This is a genomic window from Methylobacterium sp. HMF5984 (genome assembly GCF_045033435.1).
Lineage (GTDB): Bacteria > Pseudomonadota > Alphaproteobacteria > Rhizobiales > Beijerinckiaceae > Methylobacterium.
Genome location: NZ_JBJFLN010000001.1, coordinates 5,403,094 through 5,426,340, shown reverse-complemented (window position 1 = coordinate 5,426,340; position 23,247 = coordinate 5,403,094). Strand labels below are relative to the sequence as shown.

The window sequence follows — 23,247 nt, the reverse complement described above, 5'->3', positions numbered from 1 at the left end:
GGGCCGTTTCGGGGCGGCGCGTGAGCCTTCGCGCCGCCGGCGCGTTCACGGCCCGTGTCCGCATCCGAACGGGAGCCCCGATGTCGAGCTTGGCCGAGCGAAAGGCGCGCCTGATCGTCCACGGCGATCGGCCCTACAACGCCGAGCCGCCGCTCGCCCGGTTGCGGGCCGCCTACCGGACCCCGGCGGAGGACTTCTACGTCCGCTCGCACGGCGACCTGCCGGACCTCGACCCCGACACCTGGCGCCTCGCCGTCGAGGGCGGAGACGGTGCCGCGCGGGCGCTTTCGCTGCACGACCTGCGGACCCGCTTCCCGCAGGTCACGGTCACGGCGACGCTGCAGTGCGCCGGCAACCGGCGCGCCGACATGCGGGCGGTCGCCCCGGTCTCGGGCGACCCGTGGGATGCCGGGGCGATCGGCACGGCCGCGTGGACGGGCGTGCGCCTCGGCGACCTCCTGCGCGCGGCGGGCGTCACCGAGGGCGCCGATCTCCACGTGGCCTTCGAGAGCCACGACCGGGTGGACGGCCGCCCGTACGGCGCCTCGATCCCGCTCGCCAAGGCGATGGCGCCCGAGACCCTGCTCGCCTACGCCATGAACGGGGAAGCCCTGCTGCCCGAGCACGGCTTCCCGGTCCGCGCGGTGGTGCCGGGATTCGCCGGCGTGCGCAGCCCCAAATGGCTCCGGCGCCTCGCCGTGCAGGATCGCCCGTCCGACAACCCGATCCAGGCCGAGGATTACAAGCTGTACCCGCCCGACGTCGGCGCCGAGACGGCGGACCCGGCCCGGGGGCACACCATCGACACGATGCCGCTGAACGCCGCGATCTGCGAGCCGGAGCGCGGCGCCGCCCTCCGCGCCGGTCGCACCAGGGTTCGCGGCTACGCGGTGAGCGGCGACCGGGCCATCGTGCGCGTCGACGTCTCCGGCAACGGCGGCCGGTCCTGGCGGCAGGCCGACCTGGAGCACGCGGCCGGCGCGCCGTTCGCCTGGACGTTCTGGGCGGTGGAGCTCGATCTGCCGCCGGGCGAGCACGAGCTCGCGGTCCGCGCCTGGGACGCCGCCGGCCAGACGCAGCCGGCGCTGCCGGACGACACCTGGAACCACAAGGGCTACCTCTGCGCCTGCTGGCACCGCGTGCGGGTGAGCGTCACCGCAGCGCGCATCGATGGCGCGATCCCCGCGGCGCACGACTGATACCGGGTCTCATGGGTCAGGACCCATGAGGTCCGGCGGACGACCGCCGCCCCGCAGTCGCGGGGGCCAAGCCTCGATGCGTCACGCTCGGCGAGGCTTGGCATGAGGCGGGTCGCGAGCCGGCGGGCGCGCGACGGATGCTCCCGAGGCGTCCGCCCCGCGGGCATCCACCGGCGGCAAGTCCCTTTCGCGGCTCGGGGTCGGCCCGACCCGTGACGCGGTCGTGGCGCGGACTACCGCGCCTCCGGAGCGTCGCTTCCCTCGATCAGCCGGGCGTACTCGGTCTCGGCCAAGCCGTAGCCGTCCCCCGCCACATCGAGCAGACGCTCGCGGTCGATGATCTGGACGTGGCCCCGGCGCTTGCCGACGAGGCCGTCCTTCTCGAGAACCTTCATCGCCATCGTCACGCCGGGCCGTTCGACGCCCAGCATCAGCGACATGAACTCCTGCGTGACCGTGATGTCGTCGCCCTCGCCGCGATCGTGGCACATCAGCAGCCAACGGGCGAGGCGGGTCGGCGTACCGCCGCGGGCGTTCGCGAACGCGGTCTGCGCGGTCTGGATGGTTTGGGTCTGGATGTATCGGTGCAGGAGGCTCCGTAGGGCGGGGCGTCGCTCCACTTCGGCGCGCAGGTCGGGCACATCGACCGTCAAGACGTGCCCGGCCGCCTGCACGAAGTGGGTGAACGGGCTGCGGTCGTCGTCGAGCAGGACCGGGGCGGCCCCGACCAAGCCTTCGCGGCCGAGCAGCCCAATCTCGATGCGGCCGCTGGGCGCATCGGAGGTGACGGAGACAATGCCCGCCTCCACGAAGTGGACGCTCGTGATCTGCGTGTTGGCCGAGATGAGCACGCGCCGGAGCGGGATCGCCTCGGGACGCAGCGCAGGCGCCAGGGCGGCGAAGTCCTCCGGAGGCAACGCGCGCAGGAGGCGGTTGCGCAGGGCGGGCTGCTGGAGATCTGCCACGTGTGCTCTCGCGTTGCGGGCAAGAGCACACGCTGTCCCTCAATCGTCAGCGCCCTGAAACGAGCCGACCACCGAGAATACATGGTGCGCGATACATAGATCAGCAATCGCTCCGAGCCGTACCATGGACATCAATCAGGTGGAATTCCCGGATAAATCGTCATATTTTTACTTATCGAGCGTGATTTGATTCTCCATCCAAGGGAGGGGTGCCGAGCAATCCGCGTGATCTTACTGCTTCTCCGCCCGCAGCATTTCGCGGGCGAACGCGAACACCGCGTCGCGCCCTTTCGGCGATTTGATCGCCAGCCAAGTCTGGATGAGCAGCGAGGCATCCTTCGGGTAGCCGGCGTTGGACTGCTCGAAGAATGAGTCTGGGGAGCAGCCGAGCATCAGCGCGAGCTGAGCGAGCGTCTCGGAACCGCTGACTTCAGGGGCCATGTCGGTCCCCTTAGGTGTCGGCATATCCATCCTATTCCCTCGTGTATCCGTCTCTAGCTCGACAGGAATGCATCTTAGCATTGCAGAGGGGGTAGTAAAATCGTAAATAATGTACAAAAATAGAGAACGGCACAGCTCTGTAAAAATTTTACATTTTATCTTCCCGTGCAGGAAGGAAATGCTTGTGGATCACACGCCTGATCTGAAAGCGGTCGCCGACGCGGTCATGGCCGCGCATGTTGTCATCGACGAGCACGGCACGCACGAGATGAAGACGATGAGTCGGATGCTCCTGTTCACGGTCGGCAAGGCGATCGCCCAGCGCAGCCGGCCTGCGCGCGAACCGCAAGATCTCCGAGGCGACGAGGTCGGGTGACCTCGGGGCGAATCGCGGCGTTGGAACGAGGCGATGTCCCGATCGCGTTCCGCATTCGATGGGACGACGCGTGCGATCCGGCCCAGGGCTTCCGGTCGTCTCGCCGGCGACCGCTGCGCGAAGGCATGCCGCGCCGGCCTTCGCCTAGGCCGGCGCGCGCGGGCGCGGTAGGCTCGCGGCGTTCCGCCGTCGCGAGCCCTGAGGACCCCGCATGCGCCTCGATCCTGCCCTGGCCGCCCGCATCGAGGCTTCCGTCGCGGACGGGTTCGCCGACCAGGTCGCCCACACCCAGGCGCTGGTGCGGTTCGGCTCGACCCGCGGCGCCGAGCACGCGATCCAGGATTTCGTGTTCCGCGGCTTCCGCGCGCGCGGCTACGCCACCGAGCGGTTCGGCATCGACGCCGCCGCGGTCGAGGCCCATCCCGGCGGCGCCAAGGTCGCGGCCGGGCATTCCGAGGCGCCGGTGGTGGTCGGCATCCACCGGCCGCGGGACGAGCGCGGGCGCTCGCTGATCCTCCAGGCCCATGTCGACGTGGTGCCCCCCGGGCCGCTCGATCTGTGGACGCACCCGCCCTTCGATCCGGTGATCGCCGGCGACTGGATGTACGGGCGCGGCGCCGCCGACATGAAGGCGGGGCACGCGGCCAACCTGTTTGCCCTCGACGCCCTGCGCCGCATCGGCCTGCAGCCGGCCGCCACCGTGACGATCCAGTCGGTGGTCGAGGAGGAATCCACCGGCAACGGCGCGCTCGCGGCGCACCTGCGCGGCTACCGCGCCGACGCGGTGCTGATCCCCGAGCCGATGGACGAGGCCCTGGTGCGGGCCAACACCGGCGTGCTGTGGTTCACGGTCGAGGTGCGCGGGCGCCCGGTGCACGTGCGCGAGATGGGGGCCGGCGCCAACGCCATCGACGCGACCTACCGGGTGATCGGCGCCCTGCGCGCGGTCGAGGCGCGCTGGAACGCCGACCGGGCCGGCCGGCCGCACTTCGCCGAGGCCGAGCACCCGATCAACCTCAATATCGGCCGGATCGAGGGCGGCGACTGGATCTCCTCGGTGCCGGCCTGGTGCCGCATCGGCTGCCGGATCGCGCTCTATCCCGGCCTCCGCGCGGCCGACGCCGCCGCCGAGATCGAGGCGGCGGTCGGCGCCTTCGCCCGCACCGACCCGTTCCTGTCGGGCACGCCGCCGCGGGTGAGCTTCGACGGCTTCTTCGCCGAGGGCTACGTGCTGGAGCCGGGCTCGGACGCCGAGAACGTGCTCGCCGCCGCCCACCGCGCGGCGGTCGGGACGGCGCTCACGAGCGTCATGTCGCCCTGCTACCTCGATACCCGGGTGCACGCCCTCTACGAGCGGGTGCCGGCCTTGTGCTACGGCCCGCGGAGCGAGAACATCCACGGCTTCGACGAGCGCGTCAGCCTCGCCTCGGTCCGGCGCATCACCACGGCGATGGCGCTGTTCGTCGCCGAATGGTGCGGGACCGAGCCGGCCTGATCCCGCCCGGTCAGGCGGCGCGCACGGTGGCGAGGAAGCGCCCGACCTCGGCGGCGAGGTGCTCGGACTGGCGCGACAGCTCGGACGCCGCGCCGAGCACCTGGGTCGCGGCCGCCCCGGTCTCCTCGGCGGCGCCGGCGACGCCGGTGATGTTGCTGGTCACCTCGGCCGTGCCCATCGCCGCCTGGCCGACGTTGCGCACGATCTCCTGCGTCGCCGCGCCCTGCTCCTCGACCGCCGCCGCGATCGCGGTGGCCACCGCGTTGATCTCGCGGATGCGCCCGGTCATCCCGCCGATCGAGGCGACCGCCTGACCGGTCGAGGCCTGGATCTGCGCGATCTGGCCCGAGATCTCGCTCGTCGCCCTGGCGGTCTGCTCGGCCAGGGCCTTCACCTCGGAGGCGACCACGGCAAAACCCTTGCCGGCCGCGCCGGCGCGGGCCGCCTCGATGGTGGCGTTCAGGGCCAGCAGGTTGGTCTGGCCGGCGATGTCCGAGATCAGCCCGACCACGGCGCCGATCCGCGACACCGCCGCGCTCAGCTCCTGCACCCGGGCGCCGGTCTGGTCGGCCTCGCGCACGGCCAGATGCGCGAGTTCGGCCGAGCCGCCGACCTGCCGGCCGATCTCGGCCACCGAGGAGCCGAGCTCCTCGGCGGCCGCCGCCACCGTGTTGACGTTGGTGCCGGCCTCCTCGGCCGCGGCCGCGACCGTGGTGGACTGGCCGGCCGTCTCGGTCGCCGTCGCGGTCAGGGTCTGGGCGGTGGCCTGCAGCTCGGTCGCCGAGGACGACACCATGCCGATGATCCCGCCGACCGCCGCCTCGAAGTCGTCGGCCATCTGGCGCATGCCGGCCTTGCGCTGCGCCTCGGCCGCCAGCCGCGCCTGCGCCGTGTCGGCCTCGAGCTTGCGGGTGCGGATCAGGTTGTCCTTGAACACCTGCACCGCCGCCGCCATGGCGCCGATCTCGCTGCGCTCGCCGGTATGCGGCACGGCGATCGCGGTGTCGCCCGCCGCCACCGTGTCCATCACCCGGGCCATCCGCTGCACCGGCACGGAGATCGTGAACACCGACATCCACCCGACCGCCAACGCCGTCGCCGCGACGAGGCCGAGGCCGACGGCGATGGCGAAGCGCGCCTGCTCGCCGAGCGCCGTGGCGCTCTCGGCGCTCGCCCGGCCGGCGGCGTCGTTGAAGGCGAGGTCGGCCTTCAGCGCGGCGCGCGCGGCGTTGAGCGCGGGGAGCATGCCGTCGAGGAGGTGCGCGCTCGCGCCCTTCGCGTCGCCCGCCTGCAGCCGCCGCAGGAATTCCTCGCCCATCGCCGAGTAGGCCGGCACGGTTGCCTTCACCGCCTCCCACAGCGCCTCCTCGCCGGGGCTGACGAAGCCGGCATAGTCCTTCAGGTCCGCGTCCAGCTCGGCCATGCTGGCGCGCAGCCGCGGCAGCGATTGCGGCCGCCGCTCGTCACTGGAGACGAGGTAGGCGAGCTGCCGGCTGCGCAGCGCCTCGAAGTTGGTGGCGAGCCGCCCGAGGATGCGGGTGGACGGCAGCGCATTGCCCGCGAGCGCGTCGGTCACGGTGCTGAGGGCGTGCAGGCGCGCGTAGCAGAAGCCGCCGAGCCCGGCCGTCAGCAGGAACAGCACCAGCACCGCGCCGACCAGGCGCGCACGGATCGAGAAATGGGCCAGCATCGCGGAATCCTTCGTCGCAAGGCTCCGTGATTGTCGATCCCGGTTAAGATCACCCTATAAGGACCGGACGGTCCTTGGATGCGCAAGATTTCTCCTTGGCGCGACCTTGCCGGTCTACGCCGCCGGGGCGAGGCATCGGCCGGCTCGATGCGGGATCGCGCCGGCCGTCCCGTCAGGCGCGGCTCACGGGATCAGCCGGTCGGCCCGCAGGCGGGCGAACAGGTCGAAGAATGCGTCGTCGGTCGGCTGGTAGGCGAGGAACCCGAGCCGACGGCTCTTGCTCATGTCGGTGACCACCTCGATCGGCCGGCCGAGGTCGGCGTCGGTGTGCCAGGGCGAGGCGAGCTTGGCGAGGTCGGGCTCGGCGAGGCCGTGGCGCGAAGCGATCTCCGCCCAGATCGGGCCGTCCTCGGCCATCTGCGCCTCGAGCGGGCGCACCGTGCCGTCGAACGGCTCGGGCGTCAGCCCGAACCAGGCCGCGATCCGGCCCCACATCCAGCTCCAGCGGAAGACGTCGCCGTCGACGACGTTGAAGTCCTGGTTGGCCGCGACGGCGCTGGTCGAGGCCCAGAGCAGGTGGCGGGCGAGCAGCCGCGCGTCGGTCATGTCGGTCAGGCCGCTCCACTGCATGCCGGAGCCAGGGAAGCGGAACGGCCGGCCGGTCTCGCGGCACAGGGTGGCGTAGGCGGCCAGCGTCGTGCCTATATTCATGGCGTTGCCGACCGCCTTGCCGATGATTGTGTGCGGGCGGTGGACGCTCCAACGGAAGCCGTCGCGGGCGGCGGCCGAGAACACCGCATCCTCCTGGGCGTAGTAGAAGTTCTCGACGTCGAGCCGGCCCTGGTCCTCGCGGAACGGGGTCTGCGGCACCGAGCCCTTCCCGTAGGCCTCGAACGGGCCGAGATAGTGCTTCAGGCCGGTGACCAGGGCGACGTGCCGGAGCGAGGCCGCCGGCCGCAGCGCGTCGAGCAGGTTCTCCACCATCGCGCCGTTGACGCGGATCATCTCGGCCTCGGTGTCGCGGCGCATCCAGGTCGCGAGCACCACGTGGCTCGGCTTGAGGCCCGCGAGCGCCCGCTGGAGGGAGGCCGGATCCTGCAGGTCGGCGGCGACGGGCACGACGCCGTCCTGCGCCACGGGCTTGCGCGCCAGCCCCGCCACCGCCCAGCCCTCGGCGGAGAACCGCTCGGCGGCCGCGCTCCCGACGATGCCGCTGGCGCCCACGATTAGAACCGAACCCGTCATGCATGACCCTCGCTGCCGAAGGCGCGCGGCCTTCGTATGCGGGTTCAACCAGCGGGCGTGCGTTGCGTTGCAGCGAAGACGCCTCTTCCCTTCCCCCTCTGCGGGGGAGGGGAGGTGCCCGCATCGCCCGGATTGCGGAACCGGGCCCCCGGCCTCACGCCACCCGGTCGATCGCGTCGCCCAGCACCTGCGCGATCTCGCCGATCTGGCCGTGCTCCAGGATCAGCGGCGGCGAGAGCGCGACGATGTCGCCGGTGACGCGGATCAGCAGGCCGCGCGCGAAGCAGTCGACGAACACGTCGTAGGCCCGCTTGCCCGGCGCGCCGGGGCGCGGTTCCAGCTCGATCCCGGCGATCAGGCCGATGGTGCGGATGTCGGTGACGCGGGCGCGCCCGCGCAGGTCGTGCATCGCAGCGGCCCAGTCGTCGGCGAGGTCCGCCGCCCGGGTGAGCAGGCCCTCGTCGCGGTAGATGTCGAGGGTCGCCAGCCCCGCCGCGCAGGCGACCGGGTGCCCGGAATAGGTGTAGCCGTGGAACAGCTCGATCCCGTCCGGGCCGTTCATCAGCGCGTCGTGGACGTGGCGGCCGGCGAAGACCGCGCCCATCGGGATGGTGCCGTTGGTCAGCCCCTTGGCGGTGCAGACGAGGTCGGGCGTCACCCCGAAGAAGTCGGCGGCGAAGGGCGCGCCCAGCCGCCCGAAGCCGGAGATCACCTCGTCGAAGATCAGCAGGATGCCGTGGGCGTCGCAGATCGCGCGCAGGCGCTCGAGGTAGCCCTTCGGCGGCACCAGCACGCCGGTCGAGCCCGCCACCGGCTCGACGATGCAGGCGGCGATGGTCTCGGCGCCATGCAGCGCCACGAGGCGCTCGAGGTCGTCGGCGAGCTCGGCCCCGTGCTCGGGCTGGCCCTTGGTGAAGGCGTTGCGGGCCGGGTCGTGGGTGTGGCGCAGGTGGTCGGTGCCCGGCAGCGTCGGGAAGGCCCGGCGGTTCGAGACGATGCCGCCGACCGAGATGCCGCCGAAGCCGACGCCGTGGTAGCCGCGCTCGCGCCCGATCAGCCGGGTGCGGGTGCCCTGGCCGACCGCCCGCTGGTAGGCCAGCGCGATCTTGAGCGCGGTGTCGACCGATTCCGAGCCCGAGCCGGTGAAGAACACCCGGTCGAGCGCGGCGCCGGCCGGCCCAGGCGCGATCTCGGCCAGGCGCTCGGCGAATTCGAACGCGATCGGGTGGCCCATCTGGAAGGTCGGGGCGAAGTCCATCGTCGCGAGCTGGCGCTCGACCGCGCTCGCGATCCCGCGGCGGCCGTGCCCGGCGTTGCAGCACCACAGGCCCGCCGTCCCGTCGAGCACCTGGCGGCCGTCGTCGGTGGTGTAGTGCATCCCGTCGGCGGCCACGAACATCCGCGGCACCGCCTTGAACTGGCGGTTGGCCGTGAACGGCATCCAGAACGCCTCCAGCGAGGGCGCGTTCTTCCGTGCGTTCAGGTCGGACATGAGGGCTCCTCGGCTCGCGATCGTGCCGGCAGGGGACCCGGTTTCGCGCGCCGCAACAACCCCCTTTCGCGCAAGCCGGGCGCCTCCGGCATGTGCCCGGCAACGGCCGCCCGGCGTGGGCGGCGGTCGAGGGCGCCGTGATCGCACCGGCTTCCGCGCCTTCGGGTGGGCGTGGTCTGCGTCAGACGCGGCGCCATCCCGGCTGGCTCGGATCGACGAGGCGATAGTTGACCGGAGGTTGGCCGCAGATCGCGATCACCGCCGGTTCCGTCCCGGGGCGGATCACGCCGTCGTAGTGCGGCGTGCCCGCGACCCGACGCACGAAGCTACCGGCCGGAACGGGAACGCAGGAGGCGGGATCGAAGTCGGGGCCGCTGTTGCACCACCAGATGCCGGACACCACCATGCAGAACCGGTCGGTCGTGTAGGTGTGCGGAGCGCTCATGTAGCCGGGCCACCACCGCACGAGCGTGTAGTAGAAGCCGGTTCCGTTGCTGTCGCCGGTGAGGGCGCAGCGGTCCGAGCAATGGTCGGGATAGGTCGGCGTCGGGGTCCAGACCAGCTGGTTCGGCAAGCGGATGATGGTCTGTTCCGGGTCGAGCGGTGAGGCGGCGGCCTGGCCGAACGCGAGGGGCAGAGCACCGAGCAGCGAGGCCGTCAGCACGTCGCGCCGGTTCGAGGTGGGAGCAGTCATGGGCGTCTTCCTCGCGGGTGATGGTGGCTGGGCGTCTCGATGGCGCCCATGTCCGCGGTCTTCATTCCATCGATTCGCGGCGCCGCAAAGCCGCGCCGGACGCCGGCGACAGCTCCGGCACGGCACGGGGCGCGGCCACCGCCGGGACTTGTGCGAAGGAAACCCGACGCAGGCTCCGATGCGAGGGACGCCGGCTCCACGGATGAGAATTCGACGGTGGCGAGACTCGCAGCGATCCTGGCCGGCACTGCATTCGGCGCTCGCGGCGGAAGGCCGCGTTCCCGAACAGGACATCGAGGAGGAAGCGATGCTGTATCACGTCAGGATGGACGTCCATCCGCCCACGCAGCTGCCGCCGGCCGAGTTCGACCGGTTGAAGGCCGAGGAGAAGGCGCAGGCGCGGGCGCTCCAGGAATCGGGCCGGTGGGTGCACCTCTGGCGCATCGCCGGGCAGTACGCCAACATCAGCGTGTTCGACGTGGCCGACCACGACGAGCTGCACGCGATCCTCTCCGGCCTGCCGCTGTTCCCGTTCATGAGCGTGACGGTGACGCCGCTGGCCCGGCACCCGTCGGCCTTGTGAGCGGGGGGCCCCTTCCCTCTCCCCTCTGCGGGAGAGGGAAGGCTGGGATCATGGGTTCGTCACCAGCCTGCAGGTGCTCTGCGCCAGCGGCTGGAAGGCCTCGTCGCCGGGGATGGTCTTGAGGATCGTGTAGAAGTCCCACGGGCCCTTCGACTCGGCCGGGGTCTTCACCCGCGCCAGGTACATGTCGTGGACCATGCGGCCGTCGGGGCGCAGCTTGGCGTTGCGCGCGAAGGCGTCCTCGATCGGCAGCGCACGCATCTTGGCCATCACCGCGAGGCCGTCGTCGGTGCCCGCCGCCTCGGCCGCCTTGAGGTAGTGCAGCACCGCCGAGTAGTCGCCGGCCTGGACCATGGTCGGCATCCGCCCGCCCATGCGTTCGCCGAAGCGCTTCGCGAAGGCGCGGGTGCGGTCGTCGAGGTCCCAGTAGAAGCCCGTCGTCAGGATCATGCCCTGTGCCGCCTTCAGGCCGACCGAGTTGACGTCGGTGAGGAAGATGTTGAGGCCGCCGAGCGACTGGCCGCCCTCGGCGATGCCGAACTCGGCGGCCTGCTTGATGGTGTTGATCGTGTCGGCGCCGGCATTGGCCATGCCGATGATCCGGGCGCCCGAGGCCTGCGCCTGGATCAGGTAGGACGAGAAGTCGGCGTTCGGGAACGGGTGCTTGACCGAGCCGAGCACCGTGCCGCCCTTGGCCCGCACCACGCGGGTGACCTGGGCCTCGAGGTCGTGCCCGAAGGTGTAGTCGGCGGTGATGAAGAACCAGGTGTTCTTCGGGTCGTCGGCCAGCGCCGCGGCGGTGCCGGCGGCGAGCGCGTGGGTGTCCCAGGACCAGTGCGCGCCGGTGGCCGAGCAGGCGGCGTTGGTCAGCGCCATCGAGCCGGCGCCGGAATTGATGTCGACCTTGCCCTTGGCGCGGGCGACCTCGCGCACGGCGAGCCCCGCCACCGACGAGTTCGTGTCGAAGATCGCGTCCACCCCCTCCGTGTCGAACCAGCGGCGGGCGATGGTCGAGGCGATGTCGGCCTTGTTCTGGTGGTCGGCGAAGATCAGCTCGACCTTGCGGCCGCCGATCGCCCTGCCGAAATCCTCGATCGCGAGCTGCGCCGCCGTCACCGAGCCCTTGCCGGCGAGGTCCGAGTAGCCGCCGGACATGTCGGTCAGCACGCCGATCCTGATGCCGCCGTCGGCGTACTGGGCGGAGGCCGGCGTGGCCGCGAGCAGCACGGCCGTGGACAGCGCTGCAGCGAGCGCGGATGCGGGAATGGTCCTTGCCACGATCGTCCTCCCGGGGGCTTGTGGTCGCGAACCCGGTCCGCGTGCCCGCCCGCGGATTCGGTGATCCGGCCTCGCCCGGTTGGCGGTTTTTCCCCGCGTCCGGAGGCAGGCCGGCGCCGTGCGCGAGGCCTCGCGCGCGGCCGGCTTCACCTATAGCGGCGTCCCGGTGCGCGATCGCGCCCGGCCGGGGCGAACCGGTGAGAACCGCCCGCGGGTGTCAGGAAGCCCGAGGGCGCCATCGCCTGCGCCGCGCTACACAAACGATCGCCGTTATCCGCAGCCCGCCCCCGGAGCCGCCATGCCGTTCATCATCGAGACCTTCGACAAGCCCGGCCACGAGCACCTGCGCCGCGCGGCGAGGGCCGAGCACCTCGCCTTCCTGGAGGCCCAGGCCGCGCGGCTGCTCGCCTGCGGCGCGAAACTGTCCGACGACGGGTCGGATGCGGGCGGCGGCCTCTACCTCGTCGACGTGGAGACGCGGGCGGAGGCCGAGCGCTTCATCGCCGAGGACCCGTTCGCGAAGGCCGGCCTGTTCGAGCGGGTCGCGATCCAGCGCTGGCGCAAGGCCTATCTCGACGGTCGGAGCTACCTGAAGCCCCAGGCCTAGCCGAAGCCCAGGCCTAGCCGAAGCCGTAGAGCGCGCGCGGGTTCTCGACGAAGAGCCTTCGGCGCCTGGCCTCGTCCGGCACCCAGTCGGCCACGAGGTCGAGGAGCGTCGCGAGCTTCGGCGGCCCGTCCCAGGCGGCGACGTGCGGCCAGTCGGAGCCCCACAGGCAGCGCTCGGGTGCGGCGTCGTTCAGCGCCCGGGCGAAGGGGATGGTGTCGGCGTAGGGCGCGCCCGCCACCGAGGTGCGGAACGCGCCCGAGAGCTTCACCCAGGCGCCGTCGCGCACCAGCGCCACGAGGGTGGAAAAGCCCGGGTCCGAAAGGCCCGCGGCGGTCGGCATGTGGCCCATGTGGTCGACGACGAACGGCACCGGCAGCCGCGACAGCCGCGCGGCGAGCGGCGGCAGGCTGCGGGCGTCGATCAGGAATTGCAGGTGCCAGCCCATCTCGCGGGCGAGCGCGCCGTAGGCCTCGACCGCCGCGAAATCGATGCCGCCGCCGTAGAGCACGTTGAGGCGCAGGCCGACGATGCCGGCGTCCTTCATCGCGCGGAGGTCGCCCTCGGGCAGCCCGAGGGGGATCACGGCGATGCCGCGCAGGCGCTCGGCGTTCGCGGCCAGCGTCTCCAGCAGCAACCGGTTGTCGGTGCCGTGGACGCTGACCTGGACCAGCACGCCGTGGGCCATGCCGGTGGCGTCGAGCATCGCCAGGTAGGCCTGCGCCGGCGCCGCCGGCGGGGTGTAGCTGCGATTCTCCACGAACGGATGGGCCGGCGGCCGGCCGATCACGTGGGCATGGCTGTCGACCGCCCCCGCCGGCACCGCGTAGCGCGTCGGGCCGGCGGGATGCGGATCGGGGGCGGGGCAATCGCGGATCGGGATCATGGCGTCCTCTCCTCCGAACTCGACGCAGTCTTTCCCTCCCCCGCAGAGGGGGGAGGGACAAACCCGTCCCCCTACCCGTCGGCGTGCAGCACCTTCCCCCGCGTCTCCGGCAGGGCGAAGGCGGCGAGAAAGAACACGCCGTAGGCGCCCGCGGCGAAGACCGCGATCGCCGAGGCGAGGCCGATCGATTTCGAGAGCTCGCCCACCAGGAACGGGAACAGCGCGCCGAGGCCCCGCCCGAAATTGTAGCAGAAGCCCTGGCCCGAGCCGCGCAGCCGCGTCGGGTAGAGCTCGGTGAGGAAGGCGCCCATCCCCGAGAAGTAGCCCGAGGCGAAGAAGCCGAGCGGGAAGCCCAGCACCCACAGCACCGCGTTCGAGAGCGGCAGCTGGGTGTAGGCGACGATGACCAGGATCGCGCCGATCGAGAAGATCAGGAACAGCGGGCGCCGCCCGAGCTGGTCGGCGAGCCAGGCGCCGACGAGGTAGCCGGCAAACGAGCCCACGATCAGCGCCGAGAGGTAGCCGGTGGAGGAGACGATCGACAGGCCGCGCTCGGTGGTGAGGTAGCGCGGCAGCCAGGTGGTGATGGCGTAGTAGCCGCCCTGGCAGCCGGCGGCGGCGAGCGAGGCCAGGATCGTGGTGCGCAGCAGCGGGCCGGCGAAGATCTCCCAGAGCTTGGGCTCCTCGCCGGCCGCGCGCGCCCTGGCGCGGGTCTCGGCGGCGACCTTCGGCTCCGCGACGTAGCGGCGGAGGTAGAACACCAGCAGCGCCGGCAGCGCGCCGATCGCGAACATCCAGCGCCACGCGCTCTCGGGCGGGAGATAGGAGAACAGCACCGCCTGCGACAGCACCGCCATCCCCCAGCCGATCGCCCAGCCGGACTGGACCGAGCCGACGGCCCGGCCGCGATACTGCGCCCGGATGGTCTCGCCCATCAGCACCGCGCCGGCCGCCCACTCGCCGCCGAAGCCGAGGCCGAGCAGCGCGCGGGCGACGAGCAGCTGCTCGAAATTCTGCACGAAGGCGCAGACCAGCGAGAAGACCGAGAACCAGAGGATGGTGATCTGCAGCGTCAGCACGCGGCCGATGCGGTCGGCGACGAAGCCGGCGAGCCACCCGCCGAGCGCGGAGGCCAGCAGCGTGACGGTGGCGGCGAGGCCGGCCGTGCCCGGATCGACCCTCCACAGGCTGATGATCGTGCCGATCACCAGCGGGTAGATCATGAAGTCCATGCCGTCGAGCGCCCAGCCGGCGGCGCAGGCCCAGAAGGTGCGCCGCTCGGGCGTGGTCATGCTCCGGTAGAACGCCCCGAGGCTGGCATCCTCGATCGGCACGAGGTCGAGGGGGTTTGGGGCTCCGGGTCCCGACGCCACAGCCATGATCCGGTCCCCTTTCGCCGACCCGGCGATCCTGGCGCGGATCGGAGCGGCAGGACAAGGGCGCCGGCGGCACGGGAGGGGGGAAGGGCGCAGGATTGTCGCGGTGCGCGGGGGCGGCCCTCAGGGACCGCTCGCCTGCGCTCAGGCGGCGGCGCCGACGTCGAACTCGAAATGGATCCGGTCGTAGGGGAAGGTCACGCCCGCGTCCGACCGGTCGACGACGCCGGCCTCCGCCAGCGTCACCACGTCCCGATGCACCGCCTGGACGTCGCGACCGACCCGCCGGGCGACTTCGCGGATGGCGAGCGGTCCCTGGCCCGCCATCGCCTTGACGATCGCCAGGCGCGACGGCGCGAGGACGCGATGCAACGCATCGTAGCTGGCAAAGTAGATCGTCGGCGCAGCGGCAGCGGCGTGCCCGGCCATGGCATCGGCGGCCGCCTCGAGGAAGCGGGTCCTCGCATCCGCCACGGATCCGATGCCGACCGTCAGAATGCTCATTCCAGGATCCTTCACATGTCGGCCTCGAAGGCGTCGAAGAGGGCTTCCAGGCTCGTGAAGGCGAACCGGTCCTCCCGCGATCCGATAGGGCGGTGATCGCCCTTGCCGCGCTCGTTGTCGTAGCGAAGCACGCACGCGCCGTTCACGACGAGGGCGAGCCGGTACTTGAAGGCATGCAGGCTGCCCGGGACCGGGGCCGGGACATGCCAAAGCGTTACCTCGAAGAAGGCGGTGTCGCTGAGGACGGTGCGGGATTTCTCGATCAGCACCGCCGTCATGGTGCCATCCCTAGCGGCCCGGCACGGGTGTTGTCAATGATGACAACACCCGTGCCGGGCCGGTGGCCGATTCGGCCCGTGAGACGTCCTCAGGCCGGCGGGCGGCCGCCGACCAGCACCGGCTCCGGCGCGGTGCGCTCGGGGAACAGCGCCTGCAGGTCGCGCAGCTTCGGCGCGTCGTTGGCGGCGATGTAGGGGTGGTTCGGGTGGCTCGCCATGAAGTCCTGGTGGTAGCCTTCCGCCGGGTAGAAGGTCGCGCCCGGCTCGATCCGCGTGGCGATCGGCTTCGCGTAGGCGTGCGCGGCGTCGAGCTGGGCGATGTAGGCCTCGGCGACCCGCGCCTGCTCCGCGTCGGCGGGGAAGATCGCCGAGCGGTATTGCGGGCCGGAATCCGGGCCCTGGCGGTTCACCTGCGTCGGGTCGAGCGCCACCGAGAAGAAGATCCGCAGCAGCTCGTCGTAGCGGATCACCTTGGGATCGTAGGTGATGCGCACCGCCTCGGCATGGCCGGTGCCGCCGGTGCTGACCGCGCTGTAGCGCGCATCCGACGCGTCGCCGCCGGCATAGCCCGACACGGCCCGGCGGACGCCGCGCACGTGCTGGAACACCCCCTGCACGCCCCAGAAGCAGCCGCCGGCGAGCGTTGCGGTGCGCAGGCCGGTCTCCTTCGCGGTCTCCCGGGCGGTCACGGCGGCCTCCGGCAGGCGCCGGCCGGGCTCCTCCGCATGGGCGAGGCCGCGCAGCGAGACCGCACCGGCCATCAGGGCCAGGCCCGCGACCGTCGCGAGCGCGACCCCGCGCAGGCCGGACGCTTTGGGTGTCAGGGACATGTTCGTGGACATGGCGGTCTCCGAGCGAGGGGGCGCGGCGCGCGCGGGGCGGGGGCCGATCCTGATGTACGCGCAGCCGAGGCCATCGGTTACGCGGCATCGTGGGCACCGGAGCGCGCCGGGTGCGTCGCGGCGCCCAGCTCAGGCGGCCGGCGCGTCGGCGCGCCCACGGAGGCGACGCGAGCCCGTGTCCGGTCGGTTCGGCGGAGGGTTCCCGCCCGGCAGTCCGTGCTGGTCCTTCGGGCGATCAGAAGATATATCACAAACCGAGATAACGTATGGAGTTCTAGCCATGCGCACGACCACGGTCCTGTCGAGCGACGAACTGGCGAGCCTCGCGAGGCTTGGCCAGACCATCCGGCTCGCACGGCTGCGCCGAAACCTCACCCAGGCCGCGTTCGCCGAGCGCATGGGGGTCGGCCGCCCATCCGTGGTCGCGATCGAGAACGGGCGTCCGGGCGTGGCGGTCGGCATCCTGCTCAAGGCGCTGACCGTCCTCGGCTATACCGAACGCCTCGGGGAGATCGTCGCCGCCGATCCGATCGGCGACGACATGGACGCCGTGCTCGGCCGCCGGCGATCGAGGAGGTCTGCCCATGTGGCGGATTTCTGAATCCGGCCGCCTCGACGAGCTCGTCGTCTTCCGATGGGATGCGGCGCGCTACGTCCCCGTCGGCTCGCTCCGCTTCGAAGGGGGCGACAGGCGGATCGGCCGCTTCGTCTACGCCAAGTCCGTCCTTCGCTCCGGGACCCCGAGGCCGATCGATCCGATCGGGCTTCCGATCAGCGGCCGGTCGAGGTCGGCTCATCCCGACGAAGTCCACCTCGCCTTTCACGATGCCGGGCCCGACGGCTGGGGCAAGGGCATCCTCGATCGGGCCTTCCCGCATCGACGCCTCGGGATGGCCGAGTATCTTGCCCTGGGCGGAACCACGCGAACGGGGGACCTCGCCTTCGGCCCGACCCCGGACGGTCCCCGGACCTGGGTTCCGGACGAAGCCCCGCTCCTGCACCTGCCCGCCGCGGAGGACGACGTCGCGGCGCTGCTGGCGGCGGCCAAGGCGATCGAGGACGGCCGCAGCGCCTCGCATCACCTGCAGGTGCTCCTCCGCAACAGCGCCGACGTCGGGGGCGCCCGCCCCAAGGCGCGGCTGCGGCACCGCGGGCGCCAGTGGATCGCGAAGTTTCCCGCCTGGGGCGACAGGTTCGACGATCCGCGCGCGGAGGCGGTCTGCCTCGACGTCGCCGAGGCGGCCGGCCTGTCGGTCCCGGCTCGCGAGCTTCTCGATATCGGCGGTCGAAGCGCGCTTCTCGTCGAACGGTTCGACCGCACCTCGGAAGGCGAGCCGATCGCCTATCTGAGTGCGGCCACGCTGCTCAAGGAGCCGAGCTTCGGCTACGGCACCCGGAAGACCTACGTCGACATCGCGGCGGTCGCGGAGTCGATCGGCGTCGCGAACGCGTTTCCGGAGATGTTCCGGCGGCTCTTGGTGAACGCGTGCCTCCACATCACCGACGACCACCTGCGCACCCACGCGTTCCTCGGTGCGGGCGACGGGTGGCGGCTGTCGCCGGTCTTCGACATCGCACCGCATCCGGGCGTGATGCGGCATGTCTGCGCGCCGGCGCCGGGCCTTGGTCCCGAATGGGATGCCGAACGGGCGTTCGCGTCCCATCCGCGGTTCAAGCTGTCCCGCATCGCGGCCGACAGCATTCGCGAGGCGGTCCAGGCGGCGATGCGGCGCGTGCCGGAGTTCATGGCGGCGCGTGGGATGCCGGCCGGGGACCGGACGATGCTCGCCGCGAGTTTCGCCCCGGCCGCACGCGCGTCCTGAAATCGTGCCGGCCCCGGCCGCACGCGGGGCGCAGCCGAACCGGCTGGGAGCAGATCCCGTCGGTGCAGGTCACGTCGAGGCAGGCCACGTCGGGGCGGGTCACGTCGGGGCGGTCGACGGATCGGATCCCGTCTCTCCGCGATTCCGGGCCGTCCCGACTTGTGCAACCCGGACACATCGCCGTGTTCCCACAGCATTCGCCCGCACCGGCATCTTGAACGGCCGCGCGGATGCAGGCAGCCTCGCGCCGATCTTCGATCCGAGGGGCGTGTCCGTGAGCCGAGCCGTCAGCCCTTCGCAGGAGCGTGCGCTCCCGGTCGCCCCGGTGGCGCGAAAGCCCGGGGCGGTGCGGCACGCGGCCGGGCCGGCGCTGACGCTCGGGGCGCTCGGGGTCGTCTACGGCGACATCGGCACCAGCCCGCTCTACGCCTTCAAGGAGGCGGTGAAGGCCGGCATCTCCGGCGGGGCGCCGGTCGCGGCGGCGGCCACCGGCGCGGTCTCGCTGATCCTGTGGGCGCTGATCCTGATCGTCTCGCTGAAATACGCGGTGCTGATCCTGCGCGCCGACAACCGCGGCGAGGGCGGCATCGTCGCGATGCTGGCGCTGCTCGGCGCCCGCCACGCCAAGGCCGGCACCTGGCAGGCGCTGCTGCTGGTGGTCGGGCTCGTCGGCGCGGCGCTTCTCTACGGCGACGGCGCGATCACCCCGGCGATCTCGGTGCTGTCGGCGATCGAGGGCCTGAAGGTCGACGCGCCGGTGCTGAGCCCCTTCGTCGTCCCGCTGACGATTTTGATCCTGATCGGGCTGTTCCTGGTCCAGCGGCAGGGCGTGGCGGTGATCGGCCGGGTGTTCGGCCCGGTGATGCTGGTGTGGTTCTCCGTCCTGGTGCTGCTGGCGATCCCGAGCATCTGGCACGCGCCGCAGATCCTGGCGGCGGTCAACCCGTGGCGGGCGGTCGACTTCCTGGTCCATGCCGGCTGGCACGTCTCGTTCCTGATGCTCGGCGCGGCCTTCCTCGCGGTCACCGGCGGCGAGGCGATGTATGCTGATCTCGGGCATTTCGGGGCGCCGGCGATCCGCACCGCGTGGTTCGGCCTCGTGCTGCCGGCGCTGCTGATCCACTATTGCGGGCAGGGCGCGCTGCTCATCGCCGAGCCGGACGCGATCGAGAACCCGTTCTACCGGCTCGCGCCGGACTGGGCGCACTATCCCCTCGTGGCGCTCGCCACCATGGCCACCGTCATCGCCTCGCAGGCGGTGATCTCGGGGGTGTATTCCCTGACGCAGCAGGCGATCCAGCTCGGCTTCATGCCGGCGATGCGGGTGGTCCACACCGACAAGCACGAGCGCGGGCAGATCTACGTGCCGGCGGTGAACTGGCTCTTGGCGCTCGCCACCCTCGTCGCGGTGGTGCTGTTCGGCTCCTCCGATGCGCTGGCCGGCGCCTACGGCATCGCCGTCTCGGCGCTGATGGGCATCACCACGCTGCTCGCCGCGCTGATCGCGCTGCGCTGGGGCTACGGCCTCGCCGCGGTGCTCGCGGTCAACGGCTTCTTCCTCGCCATCGACCTGGTGTTCCTGGCGGCCAACAGCGCGAAGCTCCTCGAGGGCGGCTGGTTCCCGCTGGTGCTGGCCTTCTCGGTCGCCTTCCTGATGCTGACCTGGATGAAGGGCAACCGGGTGCTGGAGGCGGTGCGCGAGCCGCTGCGGCAGAAGGAGGACGCCTTCCTCGCCCGCCTCGCCTCGCACCCGCCGGTGACGCTGCCCGGCACCGCCGCCTTCCTCTCGGCGGCGAGCGAGGGCATCCCGATGGCGCTCGGGCGCCTGGTCGAGCGCAGCCGCTGCCTGCACGAGCGCATCCTCCTGATCACCGTGATCTACGAGGAGGAGCCGATCGTGCCGGCGTCGCAGCGCGCGGAGGTGACGCTCGTGGCTTCGGGCATCCGCAAGGCGATCTCGAAATACACGCCCGGGATGGAGCGCGTGGTGCTGCATTACGGCTTCATGCAGACGGCCTCGATTCCCGAAGGGCTGCAATGCGCGGTGGCGAGCGGCCTGCTGCCGGCGGAGTTCGTGGAGGATATCACCTACTTCGTCGGCCACGAGGCCATCATCCCGTCGCCGACCAACCCCGGCATGCACAGCTGGCGCGAGGGCCTCTACGCCTTCATGAAGCGCAACGCCGAGCGCACCGGCGCCCATTTCGGGCTGCCGACGCGGCAGGTGGTGGAGGTGGGGACCGAGATCGAGATCTGAGGGGCGCCATCGCCCCTCAATCCACCGCGAGCCGGTACCCGACCCCGCGCACGGTCTGCAGGAAGGTCGGGTTGGCCGGGTCGACCTCGGTCTTGCGGCGCAGGCGGTTGATCTGCACGTCGATGGTGCGCTCGGCGGCGAGGCCCCCGCCTCCGGCCAGCACCTCGCGCTCGACGTTGGCGCCGTGGGCGCCGGCCAGGATCGTCAGGATCTCGCGCTCGCGCTCGGTGATGCGGATCATCTCGTCCTCGCGGCGCAGCTCCCCGCGCTCGATCCGGTAGGAGAACGGCCCGAAGGTCACCACGTCGCCGGTGCCGGTGTCGCGGCGCGGGCCCGACGCCCGGTTGATGATGTTGGTGAGCCGGAGCGTCAGCTCGCGCGGCTCGAACGGCTTCGGCAGGTAGTCGTCGGCGCCGATCTCGAGGCCCATCACCCGGTCGTTCGGGTTGGAGCGGGCGGTGAGCATCAGGATCGGCACGCGCGAGGTCTCGCGCACGCTGCGCGCATAGGCGAAGCCGTCCTCGCCCGGCATCATCACGTCGAGCACCATCGCGTCGAAGACCAGGCTCTGCGCCTTGGCCCGCGCCTCGGCCGCGCTCGCGGCGGCGGTGACGCGGAACCCCTGCTCGGCGAGGTAGCGGGCGAGCAGCTCGCGCAGGCGCCGGTCGTCGTCGACCACGAGGACGTGCGGCGCCCCGTCGGAGAGCTCGGTGCGGGCATGGGCGGCCATCAGGCGGCCCCGCCGCCGCGGCGGGCCATCAGGCGGCGCACCACCGCCCGCTCGTCGGGCTCGATCATCGCCATCAGGAAGCTCTCGGGGGCGGCCGCATCCTCCGGCGAGGCCAGCGCGCGGGCCAGCCGCCGCGCCTGCACGCGGGTGAGGTCGGCGGCCAGCGCCGCGCCGCTCGGCGTGCAGGTGAGCAGGCGCTGGCGCCGGTCCTGGGTGCCGGGCCGCTGGGCGATGTAGCCCTGGCCGATCAGGTCCTTCAGCACCCGGTTGAGGCTCTGCTTGGTGATGCGCAGGATGTCGAGCAATTCGGCGATGGTCAGGCCGGGATAGCGGTCGACGAAGTGCAGCACCCGGTGGTGCGCCCGGCCGAAGCCGTACTCGGCCAGGATCCGGTCCGGATCGCCGACGAAGTCGCGATAGGCGAAGAACAGGAGCTCGATCAGGTCGTCGCTGCTGCAGGCGGCGGCCGGCTCGGCGGCGTCCTTGCGTTCGCGGAGGGCGGGAGATGTCACGTGCGGCCCGGGTCCGGTTGCGGCGCGAAGGGCGGGAGAGGAGACGAACGTCGGCGCGAAGGACGTCGGAGCGGAGAGGATGGGAAGGAGGAGCGTGCGCGCGATATACGTCAGTGTCGTTGACATATTCCAGGCCGGTTGGTACCCGTCAACCCCGCCGGCGCCGCCCGCATGCGCGCCCATCGACATCGTCCCCGCCGAAGGGCCCGCAGGTTGCGCGGGCCGCGACGATTTCCAGGAAGACGTTCCCATGTCCGTGATCCCGTTCGACGAGCGCGAGGGCACCATCTGGTTCGACGGCGCCATGGTGCCGTGGCGGGACGCCAAGATCCACGTGCTGAGCCACGGGCTGCATTACGGCTCGTCGGTGTTCGAGGGCGAGCGCGCCTATGGCGGGGTGATCTTCAAGAGCCTCGCCCATGCCGAGCGCCTGCGCCGCTCCGCCGAGCTGCTCGACTTCGCGGTGCCGTATTCGGCCGCCGAGATCGTCGCGGCCAAGGAGGCCGTGCTCAAGGTCAGCGGCCTGCAGGACGCGTATCTCCGCCCGGTCGCCTGGCGCGGCTCGGAGATGATGGGCGTCTCGGCCCAGGGCAACACCATCCACCTGGCGATCGCCGCCTGGGAATGGCCGAGCTACTTCGACGCCGCCACCAAGATGAAGGGCATCCGTCTCGACATTGCCGAGTATCGCCGGCCCGATCCCCGCACCGCCCCCTGCGCCTCGAAGGCGGCGGGCCTGTACATGATCTGCACGATCTCCAAGCACCGGGCTGAGAACAAGGGCTATGCCGACGCGCTGATGCTCGACTTCGAGGACAACGTCGCCGAGTGCACCGGCGCCAACGTGTTCTTCATCCGCGACGGGGCGATCCACACCCCCACCGCCGACCGCTTCCTCAACGGCATCACCCGGCAGACGGTGATCGAGCTGGCCCGCCGCCGCGGCCTCGCGGTCACCGAGCGCCGCATCCGCCCCGAGGAGATGGCCGACTTCTCGGAATGCTTCATCACCGGCTCGGCCGCCGAGGTCACCCCGGTCTCCGAGATCGGGCCCTACCGGTTCGCGCCGGGCGCGATCACCCGCACGCTGATGGACGACTACCTCGCCGAGGTGCAGCCGCAGGCGCGCGCAGCCTGAAGGCGCGCGCGGCCTCAGGCGTCTTATCCCCCGCCGGTTCCGGCCGGCGGGGAACCTCGGGGATGCGGGCCGCGTTCTGACGGAACATTCCATGAACGCGTGAGTGCCCGATGACCAAGGCCGCTGCCAAGACCACGGCGAAGTCCGATTCGAAGTCCGACGCCAAGTCCGACACGAAGTCCGCTTCGAACGAGAACCCGAAGACCGACCCGAAGGACGTGTCGAACCAGATCAAGGATCCCGACCAGTGGACCACCGGCGGCGAGCCGATGACCGGTGCGCAGGCCTCCTATCTCAAGACCCTGTCGGAGGAGACCAAGGAGCCCGAGGCGTTCGATCCCGACATCGACAAGGCCGAGGCCTCCAAGCGCATCGACGCCCTGCGCAAGGAAGCCGGCCACGGCTGAGCGGAGCGAAGGCGCCCGCGGGGCCCGCTCCCGACGGGTCGCCCGAGCGCCCATCCCCTCTCGCCGCAAGCGGGGGGGGACCCGCATAACGGCCGGTCGCACGGATCCTGCTTCGGCGGATGCCGCGACCGTCGCCCGTCGCCGATCGAGTTAAAACATCCTCAAGGTCGCGCGGGTAGGGTCGCCGTGTGCCGGTTCGGCCGAGGAAGGCGATCATCGATGTCGAGGACGGTCGTCGAACTGTCGAAAGGGGCCGGAGCCGTGCCGGCGAAGCGTCGCTTCGCCGCCGACGCGCGCGGCGCGACGAGCATCGAGTACGCCCTGATCTCGGGGCTGGTCTTCCTGGCCATCGTCGGCAGCCTGCGCCTCTACGCGTCCAAGGTCAGCACCGTCTACCAGACCATCGGAAACGCGGTCAGCCAGAACTGACCA

The 23,247-nt window shown here is 71.6% G+C and carries 25 protein-coding genes; 11 read left to right on the top strand and 14 right to left on the bottom strand.

Translation table 11 applies throughout. The features are described 5' to 3' along the window. Window positions 1-80: 80 nt before the first annotated feature. A complete protein-coding gene (locus tag ACFZ8E_RS26445; protein ID WP_405044287.1) occupies window positions 81-1,199 on the top strand; it encodes a molybdopterin-dependent oxidoreductase in 1,119 nt (372 codons plus the stop codon). Window positions 1,200-1,432: 233 nt separating this feature from the next. Here ACFZ8E_RS26445 and ACFZ8E_RS26440 read toward each other — a convergent pair whose 3' ends face one another. Further along, on the bottom strand, window positions 1,433-2,164 hold the full coding sequence (locus ACFZ8E_RS26440; RefSeq protein ID WP_243937247.1) for a Crp/Fnr family transcriptional regulator: 732 nt from the start codon (window positions 2,162-2,164) through the stop codon (window positions 1,433-1,435). Between the two features lie 231 nt (window positions 2,165-2,395). Continuing rightward, window positions 2,396-2,605: a hypothetical protein gene (locus ACFZ8E_RS26435; RefSeq protein ID WP_243937249.1), complete on the bottom strand. Its 210-nt coding sequence runs from the start codon at window positions 2,603-2,605 to the stop codon at window positions 2,396-2,398. A 184-nt stretch (window positions 2,606-2,789) separates the two neighbouring features. Between ACFZ8E_RS26435 and ACFZ8E_RS26430 the strand changes: the two genes are divergently transcribed. Further along, window positions 2,790-2,981 (top strand): hypothetical protein, encoded by a 192-nt coding sequence (locus ACFZ8E_RS26430; protein ID WP_405044286.1) that lies wholly within the window; start codon window positions 2,790-2,792, stop codon window positions 2,979-2,981. A gap of 211 nt (window positions 2,982-3,192) precedes the next feature. Beyond that, window positions 3,193-4,476 (top strand): ArgE/DapE family deacylase, encoded by a 1,284-nt coding sequence (locus ACFZ8E_RS26425; protein ID WP_405044285.1) that lies wholly within the window; start codon window positions 3,193-3,195, stop codon window positions 4,474-4,476. A gap of 10 nt (window positions 4,477-4,486) precedes the next feature. Here the strand turns inward: ACFZ8E_RS26425 and ACFZ8E_RS26420 are convergent, their stop codons facing one another. From ACFZ8E_RS26420 to ACFZ8E_RS26405, 4 genes are all read right to left on the bottom strand, one after another. After that, complete coding sequence (locus tag ACFZ8E_RS26420; protein WP_405044284.1) at window positions 4,487-6,166, bottom strand: methyl-accepting chemotaxis protein; 1,680 nt, start codon at window positions 6,164-6,166, stop codon at window positions 4,487-4,489. A gap of 183 nt (window positions 6,167-6,349) precedes the next feature. After that, a complete protein-coding gene (locus ACFZ8E_RS26415) occupies window positions 6,350-7,411 on the bottom strand; it encodes an SDR family oxidoreductase (RefSeq protein ID WP_405044283.1) in 1,062 nt (353 codons plus the stop codon). A gap of 154 nt (window positions 7,412-7,565) precedes the next feature. Next, window positions 7,566-8,903, bottom strand: coding sequence for an aspartate aminotransferase family protein (locus ACFZ8E_RS26410; RefSeq protein ID WP_405044282.1), 1,338 nt, complete (start codon window positions 8,901-8,903; stop codon window positions 7,566-7,568). A 181-nt stretch (window positions 8,904-9,084) separates the two neighbouring features. Then, complete coding sequence (locus ACFZ8E_RS26405; protein WP_405044281.1) at window positions 9,085-9,597, bottom strand: hypothetical protein; 513 nt, start codon at window positions 9,595-9,597, stop codon at window positions 9,085-9,087. A 307-nt stretch (window positions 9,598-9,904) separates the two neighbouring features. Here ACFZ8E_RS26405 and catC point away from each other — a divergent pair, with 307 nt between their 5' ends. Further along, the gene (gene catC / locus ACFZ8E_RS26400; RefSeq protein ID WP_147728655.1) at window positions 9,905-10,180 is read left to right on the top strand and encodes a muconolactone Delta-isomerase; all 276 of its coding nucleotides are present in this window, start codon (window positions 9,905-9,907) and stop codon (window positions 10,178-10,180) included. 48 nt (window positions 10,181-10,228) lie between these two features. Here the strand turns inward: catC and ACFZ8E_RS26395 are convergent, their stop codons facing one another. Then, window positions 10,229-11,458, bottom strand: a complete 1,230-nt coding sequence (locus tag ACFZ8E_RS26395) for an ABC transporter substrate-binding protein (protein WP_405044280.1) — start codon at window positions 11,456-11,458, stop codon at window positions 10,229-10,231. A gap of 298 nt (window positions 11,459-11,756) precedes the next feature. On the opposite strand from ACFZ8E_RS26395, the gene ACFZ8E_RS26390 reads away from it, so the two are divergent. Next, entirely contained in the window at window positions 11,757-12,065 is a 309-nt protein-coding gene (locus ACFZ8E_RS26390) for a YciI family protein (RefSeq protein WP_147728656.1), read from the top strand. A gap of 13 nt (window positions 12,066-12,078) precedes the next feature. Here ACFZ8E_RS26390 and ACFZ8E_RS26385 read toward each other — a convergent pair whose 3' ends face one another. The 5 genes from ACFZ8E_RS26385 to msrA form a co-directional block, all read right to left on the bottom strand. Continuing rightward, window positions 12,079-12,948: an amidohydrolase family protein gene (locus ACFZ8E_RS26385; protein WP_405044279.1), complete on the bottom strand. Its 870-nt coding sequence runs from the start codon at window positions 12,946-12,948 to the stop codon at window positions 12,079-12,081. A gap of 71 nt (window positions 12,949-13,019) precedes the next feature. Next, a complete protein-coding gene (locus ACFZ8E_RS26380) occupies window positions 13,020-14,327 on the bottom strand; it encodes an MFS transporter (protein ID WP_405044278.1) in 1,308 nt (435 codons plus the stop codon). Between the two features lie 141 nt (window positions 14,328-14,468). Beyond that, window positions 14,469-14,828, bottom strand: a complete 360-nt coding sequence (locus tag ACFZ8E_RS26375; protein ID WP_243938145.1) for a helix-turn-helix domain-containing protein — start codon at window positions 14,826-14,828, stop codon at window positions 14,469-14,471. 11 nt (window positions 14,829-14,839) lie between these two features. Then, a complete protein-coding gene (locus ACFZ8E_RS26370) occupies window positions 14,840-15,106 on the bottom strand; it encodes a DUF6516 family protein (protein ID WP_405044277.1) in 267 nt (88 codons plus the stop codon). An 89-nt stretch (window positions 15,107-15,195) separates the two neighbouring features. Continuing rightward, window positions 15,196-15,936: a peptide-methionine (S)-S-oxide reductase MsrA gene (gene msrA / locus ACFZ8E_RS26365; protein WP_243938902.1), complete on the bottom strand. Its 741-nt coding sequence runs from the start codon at window positions 15,934-15,936 to the stop codon at window positions 15,196-15,198. A gap of 292 nt (window positions 15,937-16,228) precedes the next feature. On the opposite strand from msrA, the gene ACFZ8E_RS26360 reads away from it, so the two are divergent. The 3 genes from ACFZ8E_RS26360 (at window position 16,229) to ACFZ8E_RS26350 (ending at window position 20,028) form a co-directional block, all read left to right on the top strand. Beyond that, window positions 16,229-16,549 (top strand): helix-turn-helix transcriptional regulator, encoded by a 321-nt coding sequence (locus ACFZ8E_RS26360; protein WP_147729654.1) that lies wholly within the window; start codon window positions 16,229-16,231, stop codon window positions 16,547-16,549. Beyond that, window positions 16,533-17,771: a type II toxin-antitoxin system HipA family toxin gene (locus tag ACFZ8E_RS26355; protein WP_243938143.1), complete on the top strand. Its 1,239-nt coding sequence runs from the start codon at window positions 16,533-16,535 to the stop codon at window positions 17,769-17,771. The genes ACFZ8E_RS26360 and ACFZ8E_RS26355 overlap by 17 nt, the downstream gene beginning before the upstream one ends. Before the next feature lie 325 nt (window positions 17,772-18,096). After that, entirely contained in the window at window positions 18,097-20,028 is a 1,932-nt protein-coding gene (locus ACFZ8E_RS26350; RefSeq protein WP_147843773.1) for a potassium transporter Kup, read from the top strand. Between the two features lie 16 nt (window positions 20,029-20,044). Here the strand turns inward: ACFZ8E_RS26350 and ACFZ8E_RS26345 are convergent, their stop codons facing one another. Both ACFZ8E_RS26345 and ACFZ8E_RS26340 read right to left on the bottom strand, forming a co-directional pair. After that, window positions 20,045-20,758 carry a response regulator gene (locus tag ACFZ8E_RS26345; RefSeq protein ID WP_147729183.1) on the bottom strand — a complete coding sequence of 238 codons (714 nt, stop codon included), beginning with the start codon at window positions 20,756-20,758 and terminating at the stop codon, window positions 20,045-20,047. Continuing rightward, window positions 20,758-21,270, bottom strand: coding sequence for a MarR family winged helix-turn-helix transcriptional regulator (locus tag ACFZ8E_RS26340; protein ID WP_147859478.1), 513 nt, complete (start codon window positions 21,268-21,270; stop codon window positions 20,758-20,760). The genes ACFZ8E_RS26345 and ACFZ8E_RS26340 overlap by 1 nt, the downstream gene beginning before the upstream one ends. A gap of 250 nt (window positions 21,271-21,520) precedes the next feature. On the opposite strand from ACFZ8E_RS26340, the gene ACFZ8E_RS26335 reads away from it, so the two are divergent. The 3 genes from ACFZ8E_RS26335 to ACFZ8E_RS26325 all read left to right on the top strand — a co-directional run bounded on the left by ACFZ8E_RS26335 (window position 21,521) and on the right by ACFZ8E_RS26325 (window position 23,244). Continuing rightward, window positions 21,521-22,408 carry a branched-chain amino acid aminotransferase gene (locus tag ACFZ8E_RS26335; protein ID WP_147728600.1) on the top strand — a complete coding sequence of 296 codons (888 nt, stop codon included), beginning with the start codon at window positions 21,521-21,523 and terminating at the stop codon, window positions 22,406-22,408. Between the two features lie 110 nt (window positions 22,409-22,518). Further along, complete coding sequence (locus ACFZ8E_RS26330) at window positions 22,519-22,815, top strand: DUF3072 domain-containing protein (protein ID WP_147728601.1); 297 nt, start codon at window positions 22,519-22,521, stop codon at window positions 22,813-22,815. Window positions 22,816-23,076: 261 nt separating this feature from the next. Beyond that, complete coding sequence (locus ACFZ8E_RS26325) at window positions 23,077-23,244, top strand: Flp family type IVb pilin (RefSeq protein ID WP_405044276.1); 168 nt, start codon at window positions 23,077-23,079, stop codon at window positions 23,242-23,244. Window positions 23,245-23,247 lie beyond the last annotated feature (3 nt).

Coding starts and splice junctions, on each gene's coding strand:
- ACFZ8E_RS26445 (WP_405044287.1), top strand. CDS start 81: ATGTCGAGCTTGGCCGAGCGAAAGGCGCGCCTGATCGTCCACGGCGAT.
- ACFZ8E_RS26435 (WP_243937249.1), bottom strand. CDS start 2,605: ATGGCCCCTGAAGTCAGCGGTTCCGAGACGCTCGCTCAGCTCGCGCTG.
- ACFZ8E_RS26425 (WP_405044285.1), top strand. CDS start 3,193: ATGCGCCTCGATCCTGCCCTGGCCGCCCGCATCGAGGCTTCCGTCGCG.
- ACFZ8E_RS26420 (WP_405044284.1), bottom strand. CDS start 6,166: ATGCTGGCCCATTTCTCGATCCGTGCGCGCCTGGTCGGCGCGGTGCTG.
- ACFZ8E_RS26415 (WP_405044283.1), bottom strand. CDS start 7,411: ATGACGGGTTCGGTTCTAATCGTGGGCGCCAGCGGCATCGTCGGGAGC.
- ACFZ8E_RS26410 (WP_405044282.1), bottom strand. CDS start 8,903: ATGTCCGACCTGAACGCACGGAAGAACGCGCCCTCGCTGGAGGCGTTC.
- ACFZ8E_RS26405 (WP_405044281.1), bottom strand. CDS start 9,597: ATGACTGCTCCCACCTCGAACCGGCGCGACGTGCTGACGGCCTCGCTG.
- catC (WP_147728655.1), top strand. CDS start 9,905: ATGCTGTATCACGTCAGGATGGACGTCCATCCGCCCACGCAGCTGCCG.
- ACFZ8E_RS26390 (WP_147728656.1), top strand. CDS start 11,757: ATGCCGTTCATCATCGAGACCTTCGACAAGCCCGGCCACGAGCACCTG.
- ACFZ8E_RS26385 (WP_405044279.1), bottom strand. CDS start 12,948: ATGATCCCGATCCGCGATTGCCCCGCCCCCGATCCGCATCCCGCCGGC.
- ACFZ8E_RS26380 (WP_405044278.1), bottom strand. CDS start 14,327: ATGGCTGTGGCGTCGGGACCCGGAGCCCCAAACCCCCTCGACCTCGTG.
- ACFZ8E_RS26375 (WP_243938145.1), bottom strand. CDS start 14,828: ATGAGCATTCTGACGGTCGGCATCGGATCCGTGGCGGATGCGAGGACC.
- ACFZ8E_RS26370 (WP_405044277.1), bottom strand. CDS start 15,106: ATGACGGCGGTGCTGATCGAGAAATCCCGCACCGTCCTCAGCGACACC.
- msrA (WP_243938902.1), bottom strand. CDS start 15,936: ATGTCCCTGACACCCAAAGCGTCCGGCCTGCGCGGGGTCGCGCTCGCG.
- ACFZ8E_RS26360 (WP_147729654.1), top strand. CDS start 16,229: ATGCGCACGACCACGGTCCTGTCGAGCGACGAACTGGCGAGCCTCGCG.
- ACFZ8E_RS26355 (WP_243938143.1), top strand. CDS start 16,533: ATGTGGCGGATTTCTGAATCCGGCCGCCTCGACGAGCTCGTCGTCTTC.
- ACFZ8E_RS26345 (WP_147729183.1), bottom strand. CDS start 20,758: ATGGCCGCCCATGCCCGCACCGAGCTCTCCGACGGGGCGCCGCACGTC.
- ACFZ8E_RS26335 (WP_147728600.1), top strand. CDS start 21,521: ATGTCCGTGATCCCGTTCGACGAGCGCGAGGGCACCATCTGGTTCGAC.
- ACFZ8E_RS26330 (WP_147728601.1), top strand. CDS start 22,519: ATGACCAAGGCCGCTGCCAAGACCACGGCGAAGTCCGATTCGAAGTCC.